This is a genomic window from Candidatus Erwinia haradaeae (assembly GCF_900698955.1).
Lineage (GTDB): Bacteria > Pseudomonadota > Gammaproteobacteria > Enterobacterales > Enterobacteriaceae > Erwinia_E > Erwinia_E haradaeae_G.
Window position 1 is genome coordinate 673,517 of record NZ_LR217720.1, and the last position, 24,603, is coordinate 698,119.

The 24,603-nt window shown below is 37.4% G+C and carries 15 protein-coding genes and 1 pseudogene; 9 read left to right on the forward strand and 7 right to left on the reverse strand.

From position 1 onward, the window contains the following. Positions 1-498 precede the first annotated feature (498 nt). The 3 genes from udk to ptsI all read right to left on the reverse strand — a co-directional run bounded on the left by udk (position 499) and on the right by ptsI (position 4,868). The gene (gene udk / locus ERCILAFE3058_RS02135; protein ID WP_157989817.1) at positions 499-1,149 is read right to left on the reverse strand and encodes a uridine kinase; all 651 of its coding nucleotides are present in this window, start codon (positions 1,147-1,149) and stop codon (positions 499-501) included. Positions 1,150-1,456: 307 nt separating this feature from the next. Then, positions 1,457-2,329, reverse strand: a complete 873-nt coding sequence (gene pdxY, locus ERCILAFE3058_RS02140) for a pyridoxal kinase PdxY (protein ID WP_157989818.1) — start codon at positions 2,327-2,329, stop codon at positions 1,457-1,459. An 817-nt stretch (positions 2,330-3,146) separates the two neighbouring features. Continuing rightward, entirely contained in the window at positions 3,147-4,868 is a 1,722-nt protein-coding gene (gene ptsI / locus ERCILAFE3058_RS02145) for a phosphoenolpyruvate-protein phosphotransferase PtsI (protein WP_157989819.1), read from the reverse strand. A 1,249-nt stretch (positions 4,869-6,117) separates the two neighbouring features. On the opposite strand from ptsI, the gene secE reads away from it, so the two are divergent. The 9 genes from secE (at position 6,118) to dapB (ending at position 19,614) form a co-directional block, all read left to right on the forward strand. Continuing rightward, entirely contained in the window at positions 6,118-6,501 is a 384-nt protein-coding gene (secE, locus tag ERCILAFE3058_RS02150) for a preprotein translocase subunit SecE (RefSeq protein WP_157989820.1), read from the forward strand. Between the two features lies 1 nt (position 6,502). Next, entirely contained in the window at positions 6,503-7,048 is a 546-nt protein-coding gene (gene nusG / locus ERCILAFE3058_RS02155; RefSeq protein WP_157989821.1) for a transcription termination/antitermination protein NusG, read from the forward strand. A 456-nt stretch (positions 7,049-7,504) separates the two neighbouring features. Further along, entirely contained in the window at positions 7,505-7,933 is a 429-nt protein-coding gene (gene rplK, locus ERCILAFE3058_RS02160) for a 50S ribosomal protein L11 (RefSeq protein WP_157989822.1), read from the forward strand. A 1-nt stretch (position 7,934) separates the two neighbouring features. Then, the gene (gene rplA, locus ERCILAFE3058_RS02165; protein WP_157989823.1) at positions 7,935-8,639 is read left to right on the forward strand and encodes a 50S ribosomal protein L1; all 705 of its coding nucleotides are present in this window, start codon (positions 7,935-7,937) and stop codon (positions 8,637-8,639) included. A 494-nt stretch (positions 8,640-9,133) separates the two neighbouring features. Continuing rightward, positions 9,134-9,637 carry a 50S ribosomal protein L10 gene (rplJ, locus tag ERCILAFE3058_RS02170; RefSeq protein WP_157989824.1) on the forward strand — a complete coding sequence of 168 codons (504 nt, stop codon included), beginning with the start codon at positions 9,134-9,136 and terminating at the stop codon, positions 9,635-9,637. A 71-nt stretch (positions 9,638-9,708) separates the two neighbouring features. Next, the gene (rplL, locus tag ERCILAFE3058_RS02175; RefSeq protein WP_157989825.1) at positions 9,709-10,077 is read left to right on the forward strand and encodes a 50S ribosomal protein L7/L12; all 369 of its coding nucleotides are present in this window, start codon (positions 9,709-9,711) and stop codon (positions 10,075-10,077) included. Between the two features lie 305 nt (positions 10,078-10,382). Next, positions 10,383-14,411, forward strand: coding sequence for a DNA-directed RNA polymerase subunit beta (gene rpoB, locus ERCILAFE3058_RS02180; protein WP_157990071.1), 4,029 nt, complete (start codon positions 10,383-10,385; stop codon positions 14,409-14,411). 85 nt (positions 14,412-14,496) lie between these two features. Then, the gene (rpoC, locus tag ERCILAFE3058_RS02185) at positions 14,497-18,726 is read left to right on the forward strand and encodes a DNA-directed RNA polymerase subunit beta' (RefSeq protein WP_157989826.1); all 4,230 of its coding nucleotides are present in this window, start codon (positions 14,497-14,499) and stop codon (positions 18,724-18,726) included. A gap of 66 nt (positions 18,727-18,792) precedes the next feature. Further along, on the forward strand, positions 18,793-19,614 hold the full coding sequence (dapB, locus tag ERCILAFE3058_RS02190; RefSeq protein WP_157990072.1) for a 4-hydroxy-tetrahydrodipicolinate reductase: 822 nt from the start codon (positions 18,793-18,795) through the stop codon (positions 19,612-19,614). Between the two features lie 53 nt (positions 19,615-19,667). Here the strand turns inward: dapB and hflC are convergent, their stop codons facing one another. From hflC to miaA, 4 genes and pseudogenes are all read right to left on the reverse strand, one after another. After that, positions 19,668-20,642 (reverse strand): protease modulator HflC, encoded by a 975-nt coding sequence (gene hflC, locus ERCILAFE3058_RS02195; protein WP_157990073.1) that lies wholly within the window; start codon positions 20,640-20,642, stop codon positions 19,668-19,670. 5 nt (positions 20,643-20,647) lie between these two features. Continuing rightward, positions 20,648-21,928 carry an FtsH protease activity modulator HflK gene (gene hflK / locus ERCILAFE3058_RS02200; protein ID WP_157989827.1) on the reverse strand — a complete coding sequence of 427 codons (1,281 nt, stop codon included), beginning with the start codon at positions 21,926-21,928 and terminating at the stop codon, positions 20,648-20,650. A 1,063-nt stretch (positions 21,929-22,991) separates the two neighbouring features. Continuing rightward, positions 22,992-23,210: pseudogene (hfq, locus tag ERCILAFE3058_RS02205) on the reverse strand (RNA chaperone Hfq); the annotation flags it as partial. Positions 23,211-23,295: 85 nt separating this feature from the next. After that, the gene (gene miaA, locus ERCILAFE3058_RS02210) at positions 23,296-24,270 is read right to left on the reverse strand and encodes a tRNA (adenosine(37)-N6)-dimethylallyltransferase MiaA (protein ID WP_157989829.1); all 975 of its coding nucleotides are present in this window, start codon (positions 24,268-24,270) and stop codon (positions 23,296-23,298) included. Between the last annotated feature and the right edge of the window lie 333 nt (positions 24,271-24,603).

Consider the following 24,603-nt stretch of genomic DNA (forward strand, 5'->3'; position numbering starts at 1 on the left):
GCCAAAAAATCCTTATTTCTCGGATATGATCATTGGAGTGATCTCTCCACACACACGATATTAGTTATCACCACTAAGGAGATATGGAAAATACGTTATTAAATCGATTGTTGATCGTAGGATACTGATCCTAAACTTTTTATTCATTAACGGTATGTTTGATGAAAGACGTTTATATATTTCTGCTAAACACCAGGAAAATAAACTTACATGTCTACATTCTCTAAAAACCCATAATAAAAACAAAATATATTATAAATCTATCAATAGGTACACAGTCCTTTTTCGTGTTCATTTATCGCATACATTGAACATGACTTCCCTACTAGCATTAGAACTATGCTTGAGTAAATATTAACAAATTCATCCACAAAAAATCTGCTATAGAATCGCATCAATCACTTTACTATACCATAGTGGTATGATATGTTAACTCTTTTGATCTATAATTGACCCGCTTTTATTACCCATCTTTTTTGTATTCAAAACCATGCTTTTTTATTCCTCAAAAAACTGATTGATTTTGGCTTTGAGAATATCAATGGCAATGCGATTTTTACCTCCACGAGGTACAATAATATCAGCATATTGTTTGCAAGGTTCAATAAATTGTAGGAACATAGGTCGTACTGTTTTCTGATACTGCGCCATTACTGAATCCATAGAGCGCCCTCTCTCGTTAACATCACGTTGCATGCGTCGCAGAAGGCAAATATCAAGCGATGTATCTACAAAGATAGAAAAATTCATCTCCTGACGCAATTTAGCGCTAGTAAGCAATAAAATCCCTTCTAGGATAATAACCTTTTTCGGTTTGAGATGAAGTGTTTGTTGAGTCCGTGTATGTTCGGTGTAGCTATAAACCGGTAAATCAATCGCAAGCCCTGCTTTTAACATCTGTAAGTGTTGTAACAATAGGCTGTGATCCATAGCATTTGGGTGGTCATAATTAGTGTGAACTCTCTCAGCCATTGTGAGATGACCTTGATCTCTATAATAAGCATCCTCAGGAATTACTCCAATGTTTTCATCACCAAAACGGTCACGAACTTCATGATAAAGCGTACTAGCAATTAGACTTTTCCCTGAAGCGGACGCACCTGAGATACCTACGATAACGCATTGATGATGTGACAACTTGTCAGCCATAGTTTAACGACCTGAACTGAAGACAGAATAAAGAGGCACTCTGTATCCCTATAGATTGCCAAATGTAAGAAACATCTATAAACCCAGCTCAAGTATAAAAAGTATATTTATATCTTGCTTTCTTATCGTATATCCCGATAACTTTATATGGTATTACCACCATAATATGATGCCATAATAAAACGAGTCCTAGGACGCATATTTACGTATTTTTTAACCATTCTATATAATGGAATAATAATATTTCAGTTCGTAATGTATAGAATCAGCAATATATTTAAGCCATATATTTCCATTCAAGATGACATCACAATAATGCGATTTGCACAGCACTAAATTGTAGTTGTGGTTCCACCATGGCTTGTTGTGCAGCGACTAACTGTAGTTCATATTCTCCCATTTGATGGGTTTTCAGCATTACTGCATACACAGCGGCTGTTACATGCTCTACTGCTGCCTGTAAAGGTAAGCCATTAAGAAGATTTACTAAAAGTAATCCACTGGTTAAATCCCCTACTCCTACGGGTTGACGAACACCAAAGTCTATCAGTGGTCGATCGATATGCCATACTTGGTCACCCGTTACTAATAACATTTCCAACCTATCTCTGCGATAACCAGCATTAGCTAGGTGTTTGACTAACACAACTTTTGGTCCTTTGATTATTAAAGCATGCGCAGCAGCAATAACTTGTTCAACATTAGCTAGCACACCACTACCGCTAAGCACTTCGAGCTCCCAAATATTAGGTGCTACAATATCACTTTCTTGTAACGATAAATGAGCATGAAACTCAGAAACACCAGTTGCAACAATACAACCTTTTTTTGGGTGCCCCATTACAGGATCGCAAAAATACCATGCATTAGGATTAGCCTCTTTCACCATACGTACGATTTCCAGTATAGCTTTTCCTTGTTCCGCTGACCCAAGATATCCACTTAACACTGCATCGCAAGTTTTTAAGCGATCAATATCGTCAATGCCGCGAACAATATCTATTAAATGAGTTCCTGACATCACTGAGCCAGTCCAATGACCATACTGCGTATGATTAGAAAATTGAACAGTATTAAGTGGCCAAACATTAGCACCCAGTCGTCGCATGGGGAATTCTGCAGCTCCATTACCTGCATGACCGAAGACAGTGTGGGACTGAATAGAAAGAATATTTTTCATGATATTTCAAACCTAATACTAATGTGCATATACTGTATTATTATTGTACCATCAAGTGGTCTAAACGCTTCTTACAAACTTTTTACCTACAGACAAAATTAAAGAACCAGAATAGCGAGTTAATCGGTCATTCACCGGCAGGGGCTGTTCACTCGTGGTCTTCGCCACTTGGCAGGTATATAATACGTCAGCAACTAAGAATTATACCCCTATCTCTCATTAAATACCCCAACATTATAAGGAAAAATTATGATAAACTAAATGTTGCACTCTCAATCTGAAATCTTATCTACAAGATACTACTACTATTTGACCTTCTATGATGATTTTCTTTCTCGTTAATAATCATTCGATGTAATACACTATATTAAATTCACTACAAAATAATGGATTACTGATGAGTATCATCATTCTTTGATCTATTTGTAACCTTCTTACATTTCTTTTCCTATCATTAATCGTAATATCATGATTGTGAAAAAATATCTCTATATATAATGAATGATACATGCTAAGAATGAGAGAAATAAAATAAAGTCCATCATCAGTATTGTTCAAAATGTAGAACATCCGCGCTACGCTCAGATTGTATATCCAGGCGTAGATTAATGTGAACATATGCACTTGGATATTATACACTATCTAACACATTGCAAAAATCTTCATACCATCAGCACTGATAGATTCTTATATGAGATCTCATATCATATATATGCCTGAAAAATCATTATAGTTTAGATGCATTATTGTTGTGCACGACAAGAGGCTGCATGTCTGTTTTTTGGTTAATATAATACTGGCATCTCATATATACAGTCTATTTTTTGTCTACAAGAAAAGAATCTATTAATTGCATTAATTCATCTGCCGTAGATTGAGTTAGTGCTTGTACTGCTAATTTTTTAGCCTTGTGCAAATCACAGCTACGAATAATTTTTTTTATACGTGGAATAGAGATAGCACTCATGCTAAATTCGTCTAGTCCCATCCCTAATAATAATAATGTAGCACGCGGATCTCCTGCTAATTCACCGCACATGCCTATCCACTTACCTTCAGCATGAGCAGCATCAATCACAGTCTTAATTAACTGTATAACAGGAGGAGACAGAGGATTATAGAGATGGGATATTAATTCATTACCACGATCTACCGCTAAAGTATACTGCGTCAGATCATTAGTACCAATACTAAAAAAATCAACTTCTTTGGCTAAGTGATGCGCAATCACCGCAGAAGCTGGAGTTTCTACCATGATACCGATCTCAATATCTTTATTGAATGCTTTTTCTTCCCTAGACAGCTCTTCTTTTACAATTTCAAGTTGTATTTTTAAAAAGCGCACTTCCTCCACAGAAATCACCATAGGAAACATGATGCGCAAGACACCAAAAGCAGAGGCGCGGAGGATCGCACGTAGTTGTGACTTTAACATCTCAGAGCGATCCATTAAAATACGAATAGCACGCCAACCAAGAAATGGATTATTCTCTCTTGGTAGATTCATGTATGGTATTTTTTTATCCCCACCGATATCCATCGTACGAATAATGACACCACGAGCACCCAATGCCTCTACCACTGATTTATAAGCTTGAAACTGCTCCTCTTCACTAGGTAACGATTGACGGTTCATAAATAAACACTCTGTACGATACAAACCCACCCCATCTGCACCGTAATACCCTATACCTGCAATATCACGTATCGTACCAATATTTGCGCAGAGTTTGACCATATGACCGTCAAGAGTGATTGCTGGTAACCCTGTGAGTTGTAATAACTCCTGTCTCTCGATGTTGTGCTGTTTTTCTAGCAATTTCAGCTCTGAAATTTTTTCTGGATCCGGATTAATATGCACTTGATTGTGTATTCCATCTAAAATCAAGAAATCACCATGTTTAACCTTACTAGTAATATTCCCAGTACCTACAATAGCTGGTAACTCTAATGCACGAGCCATAATCGAGGTGTGGGAAGTAGCTCCGCCCATATCGGTAATAAAACCTAGCACCTTTCTCACATTCATTTGAGCTATGTCTGATGGAGTGAGATCTCGAGCAATAATGATAACTTCCTCATCAATCGAGCTAAAATCAATAATATTTAAACCCAAAATATTTTTTAGAAGACGTTGGCCAATATCACGCACATCAGACGCACGCTCTTTTAGATACTCATCATCTATCTCTTCTAGAGATTTTACCTGAGAATTAATTACAGTATAAACCGCTAAATCCGCGGTAGCTAATTCATCTCTGATCAAGGAAACAACGTCATGCTCCATATCCTCATCTTCTAACAGCATAATATGCCCCTCAAAGATGGCTGCTTTTTCTTCTCCATAGACTTCACGAGCTTTCATTTGAATCATTGTAAGTTGTTGAAAAGACTTTTTACGAGCATCAAGAAAACGATGAATTTCCTGATTAACTTGATCGGTAAGAATTTTCTCTTCAGTAATGACTATCTCTTCTTCTTTTACAAGCAATGCCCTGCCAAACTTTATCATTGGTAATATCACAATACCTGAAATCATAAACTTACCTTTATCTTGCTATATTTTATCAGTGATTATTTTAAGAAAAATACTACCTATCTATCAAGCATACTGTTGTGGTATTCTATTTGAGGGAAAAAGTCCAGCTTAAAAAATAAATATAATATATTGGCGGGATGTGTCATGATTGTACGTAAAATACCATCTCATAGAAGGGTATACCGTAATACAACTTTTATGTTCCTAACAGACAGGACGAATATATTAACTAATAATCCGACGATAAAATTCAATGCAGTGCATTCTGGATTCTCCATAAACCATTACACGATTCCTCATGTTTCATATAATTGTTATACAAGTATCGTGAGCAATACTCTAAAAGCATTTTATCAAAATATTCAAATACTGAAAATAAATCCTAGAGCATAAATATTATATAATAATACATAGTTTTCAATATAAATTACTATAATAACCCAGTTTTCAATATAAATTACTATAATAACCCAGGATGTTGCACATGTTTTTCATAAAAATAATCATGTGATAATTTAATACAATCAACTAAACTACTCAACTAATCATTAATAAACTACATACACTGTATAGATTTTATTCAGAATCATAATTTCATGCTCATAACTATGTCATTACATATCATAAAATATATATTATATATTATATATTAAAATATAATTAAGTCAAGTTGATGTAGGTGATACTCCCAGTGACCTCACACCACAGAATCATCAGAAATATTTCAAACTAGCAATAGAATGTAATTCTCGTGACAGACTTATCTCTATATAATACATATTTTTATGTAAGATCTCTAGTATAATACTATACTCGTACTGGAAATGATCGTGATACTATATCGTGCTATCGACACAAACAAAAAACAGAAACAAGCACCTCACTATATATTATATTAATACTTGCTATCATAAGCTCTTTCCACTTCAGATCTATGCTGGCGCTAACCTACTCTTAACATTCTACTTATCACGAAAGCATAACTATTTATACAGGGGACTCACTTCGCCCATTCGAATACTGTTTCATTTTTGATTCATTTGACAAAAGATAAAAACTAGAATAGTTTATTTTATTTTTTTGTACTACAGTATCATCATACTGCAAAATCAGATTATGATAGCATCATACCGTAAACATTTACATATCGTGAAAAAGATCACGAAATACAATCATTACAACAATGATCGATGGAATATATCTGATTTATATACATTGTTATTTTAGTTTATTGACAACAGGCTTGTTTATGAATTCCTATAAAATATTTCAAAAAAAAAAGAAAAAATCAGAAATATACCAATGGTTAGGGGCAGTAATCCTGCTTGTAATAGCTGTCGCAGGCACTATTGGGTATCATGATATTCCATTACCACTGCATATACTTTGTATCATGATCTTAATAATTGCAGCAGCTAGTTTAGCTCTGTTAACAACACTAGGTAAATTAGTCTTGACTTTTGTACAGCAATCGTACACTGAGGTCCGTAAAATTATATGGCCTACTCGTCAGGAAACTTTACATACTACGCTTATCGTGACTGTTGTTACTGCGATTATGTCGCTGATTTTGTGGGGTTTGGATGGTATCCTAGTCCGCCTCGTATCATTTATTACTGGACTGAGGTTTTAAGATGCTAAAAAATCCCCAAAAACGCTGGTACGTCGTGCAAGCGTTTTCCGGTTTTGAAAGTCGCGTGGCTCAGTCACTACGTGAGCATATTAAACTACATAATATGGAAGAATTATTTGGCGATATTATGGTACCTACTGAAGAAGTAGTTGAGATCCGTCGTGGACAACGTCGTAAAAGTGAACGGAAGTTCTTTCCAGGGTACGTATTAGTACAAATGATTATGCACGATACTAGCTGGCATCTTGTACGAAACGTACCCAGAGTTATGGGTTTCATCGGTGGAACCTCTGATCATCCAGCACCAATTAGCAACAAAGAAGTTAACGCCATTGCTGCATTATTGCAGCAGATTGGAGATAAACCACGTCCTAAAACGTTATTTGAACCTGGGGAGATGATACGTGTAAATGACGGTCCGTTTTCTGATTTTAATGGTGTTGTAGAAGAAGTTGACTACGAAAAAAGTCGCCTAAAAGTCTCTGTATCTATATTCGGCCGCGCCACACCTGTCGAGCTAGATTTCGCTCAAGTTGAAAAAGGATAATAATTATTGATCGCATACTATAAAATTACTCACCTAATGTAGGTATCGTAAGACACGACTACACACTCACTAATTTTATTCTGAGTATCATAATTAACATTAGCGTTGCGAGCACCAATACAATTGGTGTATAATTTTAAACTGCCTATGTGCTAAACTAATTAATTATAGTATATTGTCACAATCGTCGTATTTTGAAACCTCATAATAAAATATATACTACCTGAATATTTTACATTGCTTATATTTGTTGTTATGTTACTTCTAAAATACAAGATAATTGATACCTTAAATTATGTATATGCTTAACATGTTTTAACTCTCGACAGAGACCATCTTTATCGAAATTAGAGATGCTTTCTAAGACAGCTAAGAGATAACTGATCTGATCATAACAAATAAAATCTTAAACAATTCAAATTCAAGAAAATTATCACCTTATCTGAGGCATTCGTGATGGCTAAGAAAGTACAAGCCTATATCAAGCTGCAGGTTGCAGCTGGCATGGCAAACCCGAGCCCACCAGTAGGGCCGGCGCTAGGCCAGAAAGGCGTAAATATTATGGAGTTTTGCAAAGCATTTAACGCTAAAACGGATTCGTTCGAAAAAGGCTTACCAATCCCAGTAGTGATCACTGTTTACGCCGATCGTTCATTTAGTTTTATCACAAAAACACCTCCTTCAGCTATACTTCTGAAGAAAGCAGCTGGTATTACATCCGGCTCTAGTAAACCCAATAAGGATAAAGTTGGTACTTTGTCACATGCTCAAATACAAATGATAGCAGAAACAAAAGCACAAGATATGACTGGGTCTAATATTGAAGCTATGACTCGTTCAATTGAGGGTACTGCTCGTTCTATGGGCTTAGTGGTGGAGGGGTAGAATGGCTAAGCTGACTAGGCGTATGCGTGCTATACGTGAACAAATTCATAAAAATAAATTATACAATATTAGCGAAGCACTGATTCTCACAAAAGAGCAAGCAACCGCTAAATTTATAGAAAGCGTCGATGTAGCAATCAATTTAAGCATTGATGCACGCAAATCAGACCAAAACATACGAGGCTCTTCTATGCTTCCTCATGGAACTGGTCAATCTATACGAGTAGCGGTGTTCGCAAACCGAGACCATGCTATAGCCGCGCGAGATGCTGGCGCTGAACTTATTGGTATGGAAGATTTAGTAGAGCAGATCAAAAAAGGAAAAATGAATTTTGATGTTGTTATTGCATCTCCAGATTCAATGCATCTTGTAAGCCAAGTAGGCCAAATTCTTGGACCACGCGGTCTGATGCCAAACCCAAAAGTGGGGACGGTTACTAAAAATATAGCAGAAGCAGTAAAAAATGCTAAATCTGGTCAGATTCGTTATCGGAATGACAAAAACGGAATTGTGCATATCACGTTTGGTAAAGCAAACTTTGATGTAGATCAATTAAAAGAAAACTTAGAATCCTTTCTTTTTACTTTAAAAAAAACCAAACCACCTCAAGCAAAAGGTGTCTTTATTAAAAAAGTAAGTATTTCAAGTACCATGGGAGCCTGTATCGCAGTGGATTTAGCCAGTCTAAGCGCGTGCATGACTTAATCTTAAGCTTCAAAAAAACCAATGTTTTTGCACTATAACCTATATTTTAATATTTGAGTGTGTTATCAGTCGTATTTTCATACCATTCACTTATGTTGATTAATATACATAAAATAATTTAAAATTATAGAGTAAGGCAGATTCCGTTCATCTGTCTCAATGTCATTCACCTACATACAGTGATTGATTTTATAATTCTACTGATAACCCTGTACTCGTAGGAGTGTCGTATAAGTCATAGAGATCTGGTATCTTAAGTAACAATCATCTTAATTTATAGGACTTATAATATAATAAGAGATGCAAACACCAGATATATACTTGCTTGTATTTAACATTTATCGTTTGTATCAACAGTGAAAAAACATCAAAACCTTTTCATCTAAAACATGCTTGATTCTTCGCAAAAAGCATCGATGCCTATCTTTTTAGAACAGATAAGGTAAGATATGAGTTTTGGGGTAATCCCGGTCCTAACCCAGGAGAACGAGCTAATGACTTTGAATCTTCAAGATAAAAAAGCGATTGTTGCGGAAGCCAGTAAAATAGCGAAGGGCGCGCTATCGGCGGTGGTCGCAAATTTTAGTGGTATTACTGTAGATAAAATTACGGAATTACGAAAAAACAGCCGCGAAATGGGCGTACATATACGCATTATTCGTAATACCTTGTTACGTCGTGCTATGCAAGGCACTCCCTTTGAATGCCTTCAGCATACATTAACTGGTCCAACCTTAATTGCATATTCTATGCAACACCCAGGTACTGCTGCTCGTCTTTTTAAAGAATTTTCGAAAACACACGTTAACTTTCATATTAAAGGTGCAGCTTTTGGAGGTGAACTAATAAGTGCGGATCAAATTGACCGCCTAGCAACCTTACCAACGTATAATGAAGCAATTCAACGCCTTATGGCAACCATGAAAGAAGCATCTGCTGGAAAACTGGCTCGCACTTTAGCTGCTTTGCGTAATCACAGAGAAGCTACTTCTGCTTAAATAGGCACATGTTGCGATGTCGCTCATTTGCTGAAATATATCAATTACTTTCTGCATTTAGGAATATTGAGATGTCAATCACTAAAGACCAAATTATTGAAGGCATTGCAGCTCTGTCTGTAATGGAAATTGTTGACTTAATCTCTACCATGGAAGAGAAGTTTGGAGTATCCGCTTCTGCATATCCTGTGGTAGGTCCTACGAATGATCCTGAAGAGATAGAGGAAAAAACTGAGTTTGACGTCATACTTAAATCGATTGGTGTTAATAAAATTGCTGTAATTAAAGCAGTAAGAAGTGCAACTGGATTAGGACTGAAAGAAGCTAAAGATCTAGTTGAATCTGCACCTGCTTCTTTAAAAGAAGGTATTACAAAAGATGAAGCTGAAAGCTTACAGAAAACACTAGAATCAACAGGCGCAGTGATAGAAGTTAGATAAAATAACTTTGTGGGTTGAAACAAGATCATAATATAACACACACTTATCATTGATCATGTGTGACCCACCAATATATTTTATCTATGCACAATCAATGATGCTTTATAGCTACTAGTCGTTGGCTATCTTCCTGTCTGTCCCTTGTTGCAAGCTTAACTTCAATTGCAAAAAATAAATAATTGAAGCCTCAACAAAAGAAGATATGAACAACAAGTGATCCACTACTTCGATAATTCAAACAGCATTAAAGAACTATTCCCATGGATGGAGAACAAGGTTCTATTTTTAGAAAGCTGAGGAACCCTATGGTTTACTCCTATACCGAGAAAAAACGCATTCGTAAAGATTTTGGTAAGCGTCCACAAGTTCTGGACATTCCTTATCTCCTTTCCATCCAGATTGACTCTTTCCAGAAATTCATTAAGCAAGATCCGAAAGGTCAATATGGTTTGGAAGCAGCATTCCGTTCTGTATTCCCTATCAGAAGCTATAGCGCTCATTCTGAGCTACAATATGTCAGCTACTGTTTAGGTGAGCCTATCTTTGATGTGAACGAGTGCCAAATTCGAGGTATCACGTTCTTTGCCCCGCTACGCGTAAAACTACGGTTGGTTATCTATGAACGGGAAGCCCCAGAAGGTACCGTGAAAGACATCAAAGAGCAAGAAGTATACATGGGTGAAATCCCACTCATGACTGATAATGGTACTTTTATCATCAATGGTACAGAAAGAGTGATTGTTTCGCAGCTTCATCGTAGCCCTGGTGTATTCTTCGATAGTGATAAAGGTAAAACACACTCCTCTGGTAAAGTGCTTTATAATGCACGTATTATTCCCTATCGTGGTTCATGGTTAGACTTTGAATTTGATCCAAGAGACAATCTATTTGTCCGAATTGATCGACGTCGCAAACTCCCTGCTACCATTATCCTCAGGGCGCTCGATTATAATACTGAGCAAATTCTTGACCTTTTTTTTGAAAAAGTAGTATATCATATATATGATAATCAACTACAAATGGAGCTCATTCCAGAACGTTTACGCGGCGAAACAGCATCTTTTGATATTGAATCAAATGGCATAATATACGTGGAAAAAGGACGCCGTATTACTGCACGTCATATTCGTCATTTAGAAAAAGATCGTGTGACTTATATTCCCGTGCCACCTGAGTACATCATTGGCAAAATCGTTTCTCAAGATTATATTGATACTAATACTGGTGAGATCCTCATTATAGCCAATACGCCTTTATCATTAGATTTATTAGTAAAATTACGAAAAGCAGAACATAAAAAACTTGAAACAATTTTTACAAATGATTTAGATCATGGCCCATACATATCTGAAGTAATGCGTATTGATCCTACGTATGATCGTATGAGTGCTCTATTAGAAATATATCGTATGATGCGCCCTGGCGAACCTCCTACACATGAAGCAGCTCATAATTTATTTGAGAACCTCTTTTTTTCTGAAGAACGCTATGATCTATCAACGGTAGGTCGTATGAAATTCAACCGCTCTTTAAAACGTGAGGAACTCGTAGGTTCTAGTATTTTGAATAAAGAAGATATTATTCAAGTAATACAAAAACTCATCGGAATTCGTAATGGTATCGGTGAAATTGATGACATTGACCATCTTGGTAATCGTCGCATTCGTTCTGTAGGAGAAATGGCTGAAAATCAATTTCGTGTTGGTCTTGTACGTGTAGAGCGAGCAGTAAGAGAACGTCTCTCATTGGGAGATCTAGATACTTTAATGCCTCAAGATATGATCAATGCTAAACCAATTTCCGCGTCTATTAAAGAATTTTTCGGATCTAGTCAGCTCTCTCAATTCATGGACCAGAATAACCCGCTATCTGAAATTACACATAAACGTCGTATTTCCGCTCTTGGACCTGGTGGGCTAACACGTGAGCGTGCAGGTTTTGAAGTAAGAGACGTTCACCCCACCCACTATGGTCGTGTATGTCCCATTGAAACGCCAGAAGGTCCAAACATTGGCCTCATCAACTCCTTATCAGTATATGCCCAAACTAATGAATATGGTTTCCTTGAAACCCCGTATCGTCGAGTATGCGATGGCATCGTAACCAATGAAATTCATTATCTCTCGGCCATTGAAGAAGGTAATTATGTCATCGCACAAGCCAATACAAACCTAAACGACTCAGGCCATATTATTGATGCTCTTGTCACTTGCCGTAGTCATGGGGAATCTAGTTTATTTAGCTGCGATCAAATTAACTATATGGACGTTTCTACGCAACAAATAGTTTCAGTTGGTGCTTCATTAATCCCATTTTTAGAACACGATGACGCTAATCGTGCATTAATGGGTGCTAATATGCAACGCCAGGCAGTACCAACTTTAAGATCTGAAAAACCACTGGTAGGCACTGGCATGGAGCGTGCCGTTGCTGTTGACTCTGGCGTTACTGCTGTAGCAAAACGCGGTGGTAAGATTCAATACGTAGACGCCTCACGCATTGTGGTTAAAGTACATGAAGATGAAATCTATGCGAACGAAGCTGGTATCGACATTTATAACTTAACAAAATATACTCGCTCCAATCAAAATACTTGCATTAACCAGATGCCATGCGTGAGTCTCGGTGAAATCATTCAACGTGGTGATGTACTTGCTGACGGCCCAGCTACTGATTTAGGTGAATTGGCACTGGGTCAAAATATGCGTGTTGCGTTCATGCCATGGAACGGATATAATTTTGAAGATTCCATTTTAATATCCGAACGCGTAGTACAAGAAGATCGATTTACTAGCATCCATATTCAAGAACTAGCCTGTGTATCACGTGACACCAAGCTAGGCCCAGAAGAAATAACTGCTGATATTCCAAATGTAGGTGAAGCTGCACTGTCTAAACTAGATACATCTGGCATCGTATATATTGGGGCTGAAGTGAGTGGTGGAGACATTCTTGTTGGAAAAGTAACACCAAAAGGCGAAACTCAATTAACGCCTGAAGAAAAATTACTACGCGCTATTTTTGGCGAAAAAGCATCCGATGTTAAGGACTCTTCACTGCGCGTACCGAACGGTATGTCTGGCACTGTTATAGATGTGCAAATTTTCATTCGCGATGGTGTAGAAAAAGATCGACGCGCTTTGGATATTGAAGAAATACAACTAAAAAATGCACAAAAAGATCTCTCTGAGAAAATAAAAATACTAGAAAACAGTCTTTTTTACAGAATACAAAGGCTTCTTCTATCTAATGGCATTTCAGAGGATATTCTTAATGACCTTCCAAAGTCTAAATGGTTAGAACTTAGCATTACAAACGTAGATCAAAATAAGCAGTTTCTAAAGCTCACTAAACAATATCATGAACTAAAAAATGACTTTGAACAAAAATTAAATGATAAAAGACGAAAAATTACGCAAGGAGATGATCTAGCACCAGGCATACTAAAAATCGTTAAAGTATATTTAGCTGTTAAACGTCAAATTCAACCTGGTGATAAAATGGCCGGGCGTCACGGTAATAAGGGTGTGATTTCTAAAATTAACCCAATTGAAGATATGCCTTATGATGAAAATGGTATTCCAGTGGATATTGTACTGAACCCACTCGGCGTGCCATCACGTATGAATATTGGTCAAATTCTCGAAACACACCTTGGGATGGCTGCAAAAGGGATTGGAAATCATATTAATCTACTACTAAAACAAAAAGTAGAGATCTCTCGATTACGTGAATTTATGCAGGAAGCATATAACCTTGGCACCAATATACGACAAAAGGTGAACTTAAATACCTTTACAGATAAAGAAATATTATGCTTAGCAGAAAATCTACGAAATGGGATGCCGATTTCCACTCCAGTATTTGATGGTGCACAAGAAGGCGAAATTAAAGATCTCTTAAAACTAGGCGGCCTACCTTCTTCTGGTCAGATTACTCTGTTTGATGGTCGTAGTGGTGAAAAATTTGAACGTAAAGTTACTGTAGGATATATGTATATGTTAAAACTTAACCACTTAGTTGATGACAAAATGCATGCACGTTCAACAGGGTCTTATAGTTTGGTAACGCAACAACCTTTGGGCGGTAAAGCACAATTTGGTGGTCAACGTTTTGGTGAAATGGAAGTGTGGGCACTAGAGGCATATGGCGCCGCATACACTCTTCAAGAAATGCTTACTGTAAAATCTGACGACGTTAATGGTCGTACAAAAATGTATAAAAATATTGTTGATGGCAACCATCAGATGGAACCAGGTATGCCAGAATCTTTTAACGTCCTCTTGCAAGAAATTAGATCTCTAGGTATTAACATTGATCTCGAAGACGAGTAATTAACTGGAATCTGCTGTACCAGTTACGGTGTACTCAGGAAACTTTAGGCATATCTGAGTAGTTCTACCTGATGGGAGCTCATACGTGAAAGACTTAATAAAATTACTAAAAACACAAACTCAAACTGAAGAATTTAACGCAATCAAAATTGCCTTAGCATCACCAGATACCGTACGTTTGTGGTCTTTCGGTGAAGTAAAAAAACCAGAAACGATAAACTATCGCACATTTAAACCTGAACGAGATGGTCTTTTTTGTGCGCGAATTTTTGGTCCTGTAAAAGACTATGAGTGTCTATGTGGTAAATATAAGCGTCTAAAACACCGTGGTGTAATATGCGAGAAGTGTGGTGTGGAAGTCACACAGACTAAAGTTCGCCGTGAAAGAATGGGGCACATCGAACTAGCTTCACCTACTGCGCATATCTGGTTCCTGAAGTCACTTCCCTCGCGTATTGGTTTGCTATTAGATATGCCTTTACGTGATATCGAACGGGTGTTGTACTTTGAATCATATGTTGTAACTGAAAGTGGTATGACAAATCTAGAAAAAAACCAATTACTCACTGAAGAACAATACCTAGATGCCCTAGAAGAGTTTGGTGATGAATTCGAAGCTACAATAGGAGCGGCAGCGATCCAAATTTTATTAAAAAATATACACTTAAATAAAGAATGTGAACAGCTACGCATTGAGCTACACGAAACTAACTCTGAAACTAAGCGAAAAAAACTAACTAAGCGAATTAAACTTCTTGAGGCTTTTATCCAATCTGGTAATAAACCAGAATGGATGATCCTGAATGTCTTACCAGTGTTACCACCTGACTTACGCCCTCTCGTACCATTAGATGGTGGACGTTTCGCAACATCCGATCTAAATGATCTATATCGCCGAGTTATTAACCGTAATAATCGTCTAAAACGTCTATTAGATCTAGCAGCCCCAGATATTATCGTACGTAATGAAAAACGTATGTTACAAGAAGCCGTTGATGCATTGTTAGATAATGGACGGCGTGGTCGTGCGATTACCGGCTCTAATAAACGTCCTCTCAAGTCTTTAGCAGATATGATAAAAGGTAAGCAAGGTCGTTTTCGTCAAAACCTGCTTGGTAAACGCGTGGACTATTCTGGTCGTTCAGTCATCACTGTAGGGCCATGTTTACATCTACATCAATGCGGCTTGCCGAAAAAAATGGCCTTAGAGTTATTCAAACCATTTATCTATGGAAAATTAGAACTGCGTGGTCTAGCTACCACTATAAAAGCAGCTAAAAAAATGGTGGAGCGCGAAGAATCAGTGGTCTGGGATATCTTAGATGAAGTGATCCGTGAACATCCAGTGTTATTAAATCGCGCACCAACTTTGCATCGTTTAGGTATCCAAGCATTTGAACCAGTACTGATTGAAGGTAAAGCAATACAGTTACATCCGTTAGTTTGTGCAGCATACAATGCTGACTTTGATGGCGATCAAATGGCAGTGCATGTACCTCTTACTATGGAGGCGCAGCTAGAAGCACGTGTGCTAATGATGTCCACTAACAACATCCTATCGCCTGCAAACGGTGAGCCCATTATTGTACCGTCACAAGACGTTGTGCTAGGTTTATATTACATGACTAGAGACTGTATCAACACTAAGGGTGAGGGCATGGTATTGGGAGGACCAAAAGAAGCTGAGCGTGTATACCGCGCAGGCCTCGCCGCACTACATGCTCGCGTCAAAGTGCGCATTACTGAATATGAAAAAAACGAAAAACATACACTTATACCGAAAACAAGTATAGTAGATACTACTATTGGTCGAGCGATCTTGTGGATGATTGTCCCTCATGGTTTACCTTTCTCTATTGTTAATCAAACGCTAGGTAAAAAAGCTATCTCTAAAATGCTCAACACCTGCTATCGTATTCTAGGATTAAAACCAACAGTTATTTTTGCAGATCAAACTATGTATACTGGATTTACCTATGCAGCACGCTCTGGAACATCTGTAGGTATTGATGACATGGTTATCCCTAAGAAAAAAGTAGATATTATCCATGAGGCAGAAACTGAAGTTGCTGAAATACAAAAACAATTTCAATCTGGCTTAGTAACTGCGGGAGAGCGCTATAATAAAGTTATTGATATCTGGGCCGCAGCTAATGAACGCGTTGCTCAAGCCATGATGGAAAACTTTTCTACTGAACTGGTTATGAATCGTCATGGTGTAGCAGAACATCAAACTTCTTTCAATAATATCTTTATGATGGCTGACTCTGGCGCACGAGGTTCTGCAGCACAAATTCGTCAATTAGCTGGAATGAGAGGGTTGATGGCGAAGCCAGATGGCTCAATTATTGAAACACCCATTACTGCTAATTTTCGTGAAGGCCTGAACGTACTACAATATTTTATTTCTACACATGGAGCGCGCAAGGGTTTAGCAGATACAGCGCTGAAAACCGCTAACTCCGGATATCTTACTCGTCGCCTAGTAGACGTTGCGCAAGATCTGATTATAACTGAAGATGATTGTGGTACACACGAAGGAATCCTGATGACCCCCGTCATTGAAGGAGGGGATGTAAAAGAACCACTACGAGAACGTGTACTAGGCCGCGTAACTGCAGAAGATGTTCTACAACCAGGAACTCTTACGATCCTGTTACCACGTAATACTCTGTTGCATGAGCAACAGTGCGACATATTAGAAGAGTATTCAGTAGATAGTCTTAAAGTTCGTTCAGTAGTCAGTTGTGAAACTGATTTTGGAGTATGTGCGCATTGCTATGGAAGAGATCTAGCACGCGGGCATATCATTAATAAAGGTGAAGCTATTGGTGTCATCGCAGCTCAGTCTATAGGGGAGCCTGGTACACAGCTCACAATGCGCACCTTCCATATCGGAGGGGCAGCATCACGTGCAGCAGCGGAGTCAAGTATTCAGGTACAAAATAAAGGAACCTTAAAATTAATTAATGCCAAATCAGTAACAAACTCAGAGGGAAAGCTCGTTATTACTTCACGGAACACCGAGTTAAAATTAATTGACGAATTTGGACGAACCAAAGAAAGTTATAAAATTCCTTATGGAACAACCATGGCGAAAAATGCTCACGAACAGGTTTTTGCAGGAGAAACAGTAGCCAATTGGGATCCGCATATTATGCCGGTGATTACTGAAGTCAGCGGTTTTATCCGATTTACAGATATATTGGATGGTCTTACTATTACTCGTCAAACTGACGAGTTAACTGGTCTATCTTCTCTTGTAGTACTTGATAGCGCTGAACGTACTACAGGCGGTAAAGATTTACGTCCGGCACTAAAAGTGATTGATGGCAGAAAGCAAGATGTCATGATCCCAGGTTCTGATATACCTGCTCAATACTTTCTCCCTGGGAAAGCAATTGTTCAGTTAGAAGACGGAATGAAAATTAGTGCAGGAGATATTTTAGCGCGTGTACCGCAAGAATCGGTTGGCACTAAAGATATTACTGGTGGGCTACCGCGTGTCGCGGACCTCTTTGAAGCACGCCGTCCAAAAGAACCAGCAATCTTAGCAGAAATTAGTGGTATTATTTCATTTGGTAAGGAAACAAAAGGTAAGAGACGCCTGGTTATTACACCAATCAATGGAAATGACCCATACGAAGAAATGATTCCAAAATGGAGACAGTTAAATGTCTTTGAGGGTGAGCATGTAGAATGTGGAGATGTAGTTTCAGATGGACCAGAGTCACCACATGATATTTTACGTTTAAGGGGCGTACATGAAGTAACGCGTTATATTACTAATGAAGTACAGGAAGTATACCGTTTACAAGGCGTGAAAATTAATGATAAGCATATTGAAGTCATCATTCGTCAAATGTTGCGCAAGGTCACCATCCACCATCCAGGAAATTCTGACTTTTTAAATGGTGAGCAACTAGAGTTCTCTCGTGTTAGAATTGCAAATCGTACATTAGAAGCTAGTGGTAAAACAGCCGCTACTTTCGTACGTAATCTACTTGGTATTACTAAAGCCTCTTTAGCCACTGAGTCATTTGTATCTGCAGCCTCTTTTCAAGAGACTACCAGAGTGCTTACTGAGGCAGCTGTTGCAGGTAAACATGATGAACTACGTGGTTTAAAAGAAAATGTTATTGTGGGCAGACTAATTCCGGCTGGTACTGGATATTCATATCACAAAGATCGTATACGAAAAAACAAAATAAACAACACACCTCACATACAGCATATTACTGCTGACTCAGCTGCTGCTAGTTTAACTGAATTGCTTAATGCTGGTACTGCTGATAAATGTAGTCAAGACTCATAATAAGAGGACAATTGTAAACACAAACCACTCATAAGATATGCATACTTTAAGGAGGAGCATTTGATTATTATACAAAAAAAGATTCGCATTGCTATTACCGGTACAGATGGACGCATGGGGCGAAAATTAATTAAAGCCACTATACAAAATCCAGATATGACTCTAGGTGCCGCTATAGTAAGAAAACACTCTCCCCTCATTGGAAGAGACGCAGGTGAGCTTGTAGGTTGTGGTATTACAGGTGTAATTATCACTGATCAAAGTGATCTACTAGTGGATCACTTTGATGTATTAATTGATTTTACACACCCGAAAGGCACCTTGAAATATCTTGCATTATGTAAAACATACCGCAAAGCAATGATAATAGGCACCACTGGATTAAACAAAACAGAATATGAGATCATAAAAAATACAGCAAAAGACATAGCTATTGTATGCTCTTCTAATTTCAGTATAGGAGCTACTATAATGCTTAAACTGGCAGAAAAAGTAGCAAACGTAATTGGAGAACATACGGATATTGACATTATAGAAAAACATCACCGTTATAAGATAGACGCACCATCTGGCACCGCATTAGCAATAGGAGAATCTATTGCGAAAACATTGAACTGGGACTTTAATAAACATAAAATATATTCTGATGAGTACTCAATGGCTCCACGTTTGGCACAAAAAATTAGATTCACTGCAATAAGATCTGGGGATATTGTTGGTGAACATACAGCATTATTTTCAGATATCGGGGAACGCATTGAGCTTAGTCATAAAGTGTCAAATCGCATAGCGTTTGTAAAAGGTGCTTTAAGAGCAGCTTTATGGTTGCAATCTCATAAAGCAGGCTATTTTAATATGCTTGATGTACTAAACTTGCATAATATTTAACACGAAACAACACTTCAATCATTTAAACAAGAAAAGAGATAGGAGACACACACCTATCGTATTGCAATATCAGGACGCTTCATGAAACGAAAAAAATCGCTCTGCGGACTCAATACTACTATATCTTGCTGAGTTTTAAAGCTATTTTCATAAGCGCGTAAACTACGTAAAAAAGCATAGAAGTCAGGATCTTGACTAAATGCATCAGAAAAAAGCTTAGCAGATTCTGCGTCTCCTTCACCCTCAGTAATTAAAGCTTGACGACGCGCTTCTGCAAGAGTACGCGCCACAGCATAATCTGCTTGCGCCCTGACTATTGCTGCTTCCTCTGCACCTTGCGCTCGCTGGCTACGAGCGACAGATTCACGTTCGGCGCGCATACGTGCATAAATAGCATCGGACACTTCAGTAGGAAGGTTAATCTGCTTGATACGTACATCGATAACCTTAATACCCAATACGGCCATACTATTTGGATTAATAGAAGATACTTCATGATGTGCGGTAGCATCAGATGATGACATCAAGGTTTCTTCAGAATTGTCTATACTGGCACTACCTGTGTTCAGGGAATGACGTACATCAGTGGTTAATCGACCATGAGAATCAGTAACAATAGCCTGCACATCCAGGCGACCAATTTCCGAACGTAATCTGTCACTAAATTTACGTTTTAGTAATATTTCAGCCTGCGAGATATCACCACCACCAGTAGCAAGATAGTAACGACTAAAATCACTTACACGCCATTTAATATATGAGTCTACAATAAGATCTTTTTGCTCTTTAGTAACAAATCGATCTGCTTGGTTATCCATAGTCTGAATGCGGGCATCTAATAGCTTCATTGATTCTAAACATGGAATTTTAAAGTGTAAACCTGGCATATATACTAATGGTTGGCCCTCAGAGTTTCGTAAAACCTTACCAAATCGCATAACAATACCACGCTGACCCTCTTGTACAATACAAAGTGAAGAGCCTATTAATATTAAAAATATAAACACAAATATCAATGATTTACGCATCATTACTACTCCTCCCTTTTACTCATCAAAGTATGTACACGGTGTGAATTCGCTCGACGAGCATCTATAACATCGTTCGATTGGATGGTTTTAGTACTATTATGATTGTTGACAGTTTGCCCATTACTACTATTTACCCCTGCTAAAGACGACATCTCCTGACACTTATTACTACTGTATTGATGATGTATGTTATTATTGTCTTCGTTGGTCTGTGTAGTTGCTAAATGCTCTAAAGGTAGCACAATCAGATTATGGGATTGATCATTGACTAATACTTTTCGGGTATGACCTAAAACACGTTCCATGGTTTCAATATATAAACGCTCACGTGTAATTTGTGGTGCTGCTTTGTATTCTGGTAAAATACGTGCAAAGCTGTTAACCTCACCCTGTGCTTCTAATGTTACACGTGTTTTGTAAGCACGTGCTTTTTCTAAAATACCCTGCGCGTCACCACGCGCACGTGGTAATCTATCGTTAGCATACGCTTCAGCTTCACGCACCACCTGTTCACGATTTTCACGGGCAGCTATAGCATCATCAAACGCTGCTTTTACATCTTCCGGGGGACGCGCGGCTTGTAGATTAACATCAAGGAGAGTAATACCCATATCATATAAACTAATAGTGCCCTCTAACTCACTTTGTGTTTTACTGCGTACTACCGTTCTACCTTCTGTTAAAATACGATCCATAGTTAACCGCCCAATAACACCACGCAAAGCGCTATCAGTAGCTTGCATAAGACTATCATCAGCACTATTTACAGAAAATAAATAACGTTCTGGATTAGTGACTCGATACTGTACATTCATTTCTACACGTACTACATTCTCATCTGTAGTGAGCATAGTTCCAGAAGAAGATAGTTCACGCACAGCCTCAACATTAACTGCTTGCACATTATCCACAAAAACTGGTTTCCAATTCAAACCTGGGTACACTATGTGACTAAACTTCCCAAATCGCGTAATCACACCCCTTTCGGCCTCTTTTATAGTATAAAATCCAGCCATTACCCAGAAAAATAATAAAACTATAACTATGACTCCTATAAAACGCTCTACTGCTCCAATCACAGGAGGTTCTTTATTATCACCTTTATTCTTGTTGCCCCCAAGCCTGATAATATTATGGCTTAACTTACGGAGAAAACCATCCCAGTATAGCGCCTTATTCTCATGCCCTCCTTTATTGTTTCCTGTAGAATTGCCACCTGTATTATGACTGTCTCCCCACGGATTATTGTCCTGTCCGTTGTCTCCAGGATGATTCCAGGCCATGCTTATACTCCATTTCATGATTTTATACATTAATATTTGTGGATAGAAAAATATCAAGTTAATACAATGCTTCAAAAAAATATATATATGCGGTTAATGCTATAATCAAATATTACTTCTACAATAATGAACTGTTTTTTGCAGTTTGAGACGCCAACTAAGGAAAATGCATACTCCTACTCAAAACCATGAGTACGTGATATTCCAAATTTTTTGAACTCAGGAATCTTTATCTTGAATGTATAAAATGTCTTACAATGCCATCATAAGAAGCAAAAACCTACTTGCATGTTCTTTTCATCTTGATGTCTGAGTACATACATACAATTGTGCAATATATACTTCTATGCTCATGTAACATTACATACACAGAACCCAATACAAAGATTAAATACACATCATTATAACATAGTTCATCACTCATAATGTCTTAGACCAGGCAGACCATCTAGCATTCATAGATCGCTCGCATAAATATACTAACACACCTTGTATATATTTTACTTGAGGTTAATGAAATTTCATAAAAACCTGTAGAATAGGCTAGTACAATCTATACACTATTACTCTATCAGTTATTGACTAGATGTATTTTTACAAATACCACTGATCACTTATACCTTCCTTATTGCCACAAGATCATATGTATATTTGTTTACATACATCTTGTTATAATGATGCCGTAATATTGCAATAACACTAAGTTTTTATGCCAAATATTGAGTGTAATAAAATTACATTATTCTATTTCAGTCCAATATAGAAATAAATGATTTCTAATATAGAGTACGAATCGGGCAGTCCATTGTCTATGATCACTATATACATAACATATCAATAATCATTAGTAATGTGCGATTATTCTGAATTATTTTGGGTTGTTATGATATCTTATTGCTCTGTTCTAATATAGATTTAACATTATACTTCTGTATCTGCAGAACATATTTAATGTATATATGTATATAATGTGTATATTATGCCATCACAGGATACTCTTTTGACTTCATAAGAAGACCTCTTCATACCTCTCAAATAATGAGATCACTGGTCTCTTTTATCTATTATGATGGTAAGAAATAGAGAGAGCTGGCACTACAGTAGAAATGGCATGTTTATACACTATTTGACTCACTGTATTTTTCAACAAAATAACAAACTGATCAAATGACTCTATCTGACCCTGCAATTTTATACCATTTACTAAATAAATAGAAACTAACACTCGCTCACGACGTAGTGCATTTAAAAATGGATCTTGCAATAATTGCCCCTTGGACATTGTATCGTTTCCTTAATTTACCTGTTATATATAAACTCTAATGATGCACCAGAAAATCATACAGTGGTCTTTTATAAACACTATGTTATTTTACGCAAACACTATTTTTTATCTGTGTATTAAGAACCTTTAACACTGTTTTCAAAGCCATATCAAGATTATCACTGTCCAGCCAGTGTATCTCTTGTTCCCAGTTACGTAGCCAAGTCATCTGTCGCTTAGCTAATTGCCGAGTGGCGCAGACAGTTTGATAAATCATAGTTGGATAGTCAATTATCCCGGATAAATAAAACCACATTTGACGATATCCCACGCATCGCATAGAAGGCATATTAGAGTCTAAGTCACCCCGTTTAAACAATACTCGCACTTCCTCTTCAAATCCTAATTGCAGCATATGACTCAAACGTCTTTCAATCCGTTGGTTAAGAAGTAAACGATCTTTTGGTGCCACGGCAAATGCAGAAATATTATAGGCTAATGGCTCTCTTCGCGTTTTTATCAACTCGGTAAGAGTGCAACCAGTAATAAAAAAAACCTCTAGTGCGCGAGATAAGCGTTGTGAATCATTGTAATGAATACGTTGTGCTGAAACAGGATCTATATGGCATAATTGATCATGCAATGCTCTCCAGCCTATTTTTTTTGCTGTGATCTGAATATTTTGACGTACTGCTGGATTCGAGCTAGGCAAAGGTGACAGCCCATCCATCAAAGTCTTATAGTAAAGCATGCTACCGCCAACCAGTAGAGGAATGCAGCCTTTCTGTGTAATGTTCTGCATTTCTTCTATAGCATCACGACGAAACTCAGCAACAGAATACACCTCTGATGGATCACGAATATCTAACAAATGATGAGATATAGGAGAACCCTTATCCATAGAAGGTTTAGCCGTTCCAATATCCATACCTCGGTAGATTAACGCAGAATCTACACTAATAAGATCTACTGGAGCCATCTGACGTAAAGCTAACGCTAGTTTGGTTTTACTCGATGCAGTCGGACCCATTAAAAAAATGGCCATTGGGTATGATGCATCGATAAATTTTTTATGCATTGGTAAACACATTTATCATTTTTTAATTTTTATTATTTAAAGGATATAACCGATTCGGCTATCTTAATATTTTACATCTTTTTATTAATTCTTGAGCACTTGTACATACAATATGAGCAATGCCATTGAGGTTCTGTAACATACTGTAAAATTGTTAACTTAAATAATATAAATTACTTATTATTAAAGAGACATTTATACCAGATACATGCAGCTATATAGCGACGTTATACATTTTACATCACAAGATATTATTATATAGTCTGTATTACCAGGTTTTATTGAATGATTAAGCGCCAGCACGAAAATGATTGAATATATGTATGCTATAAC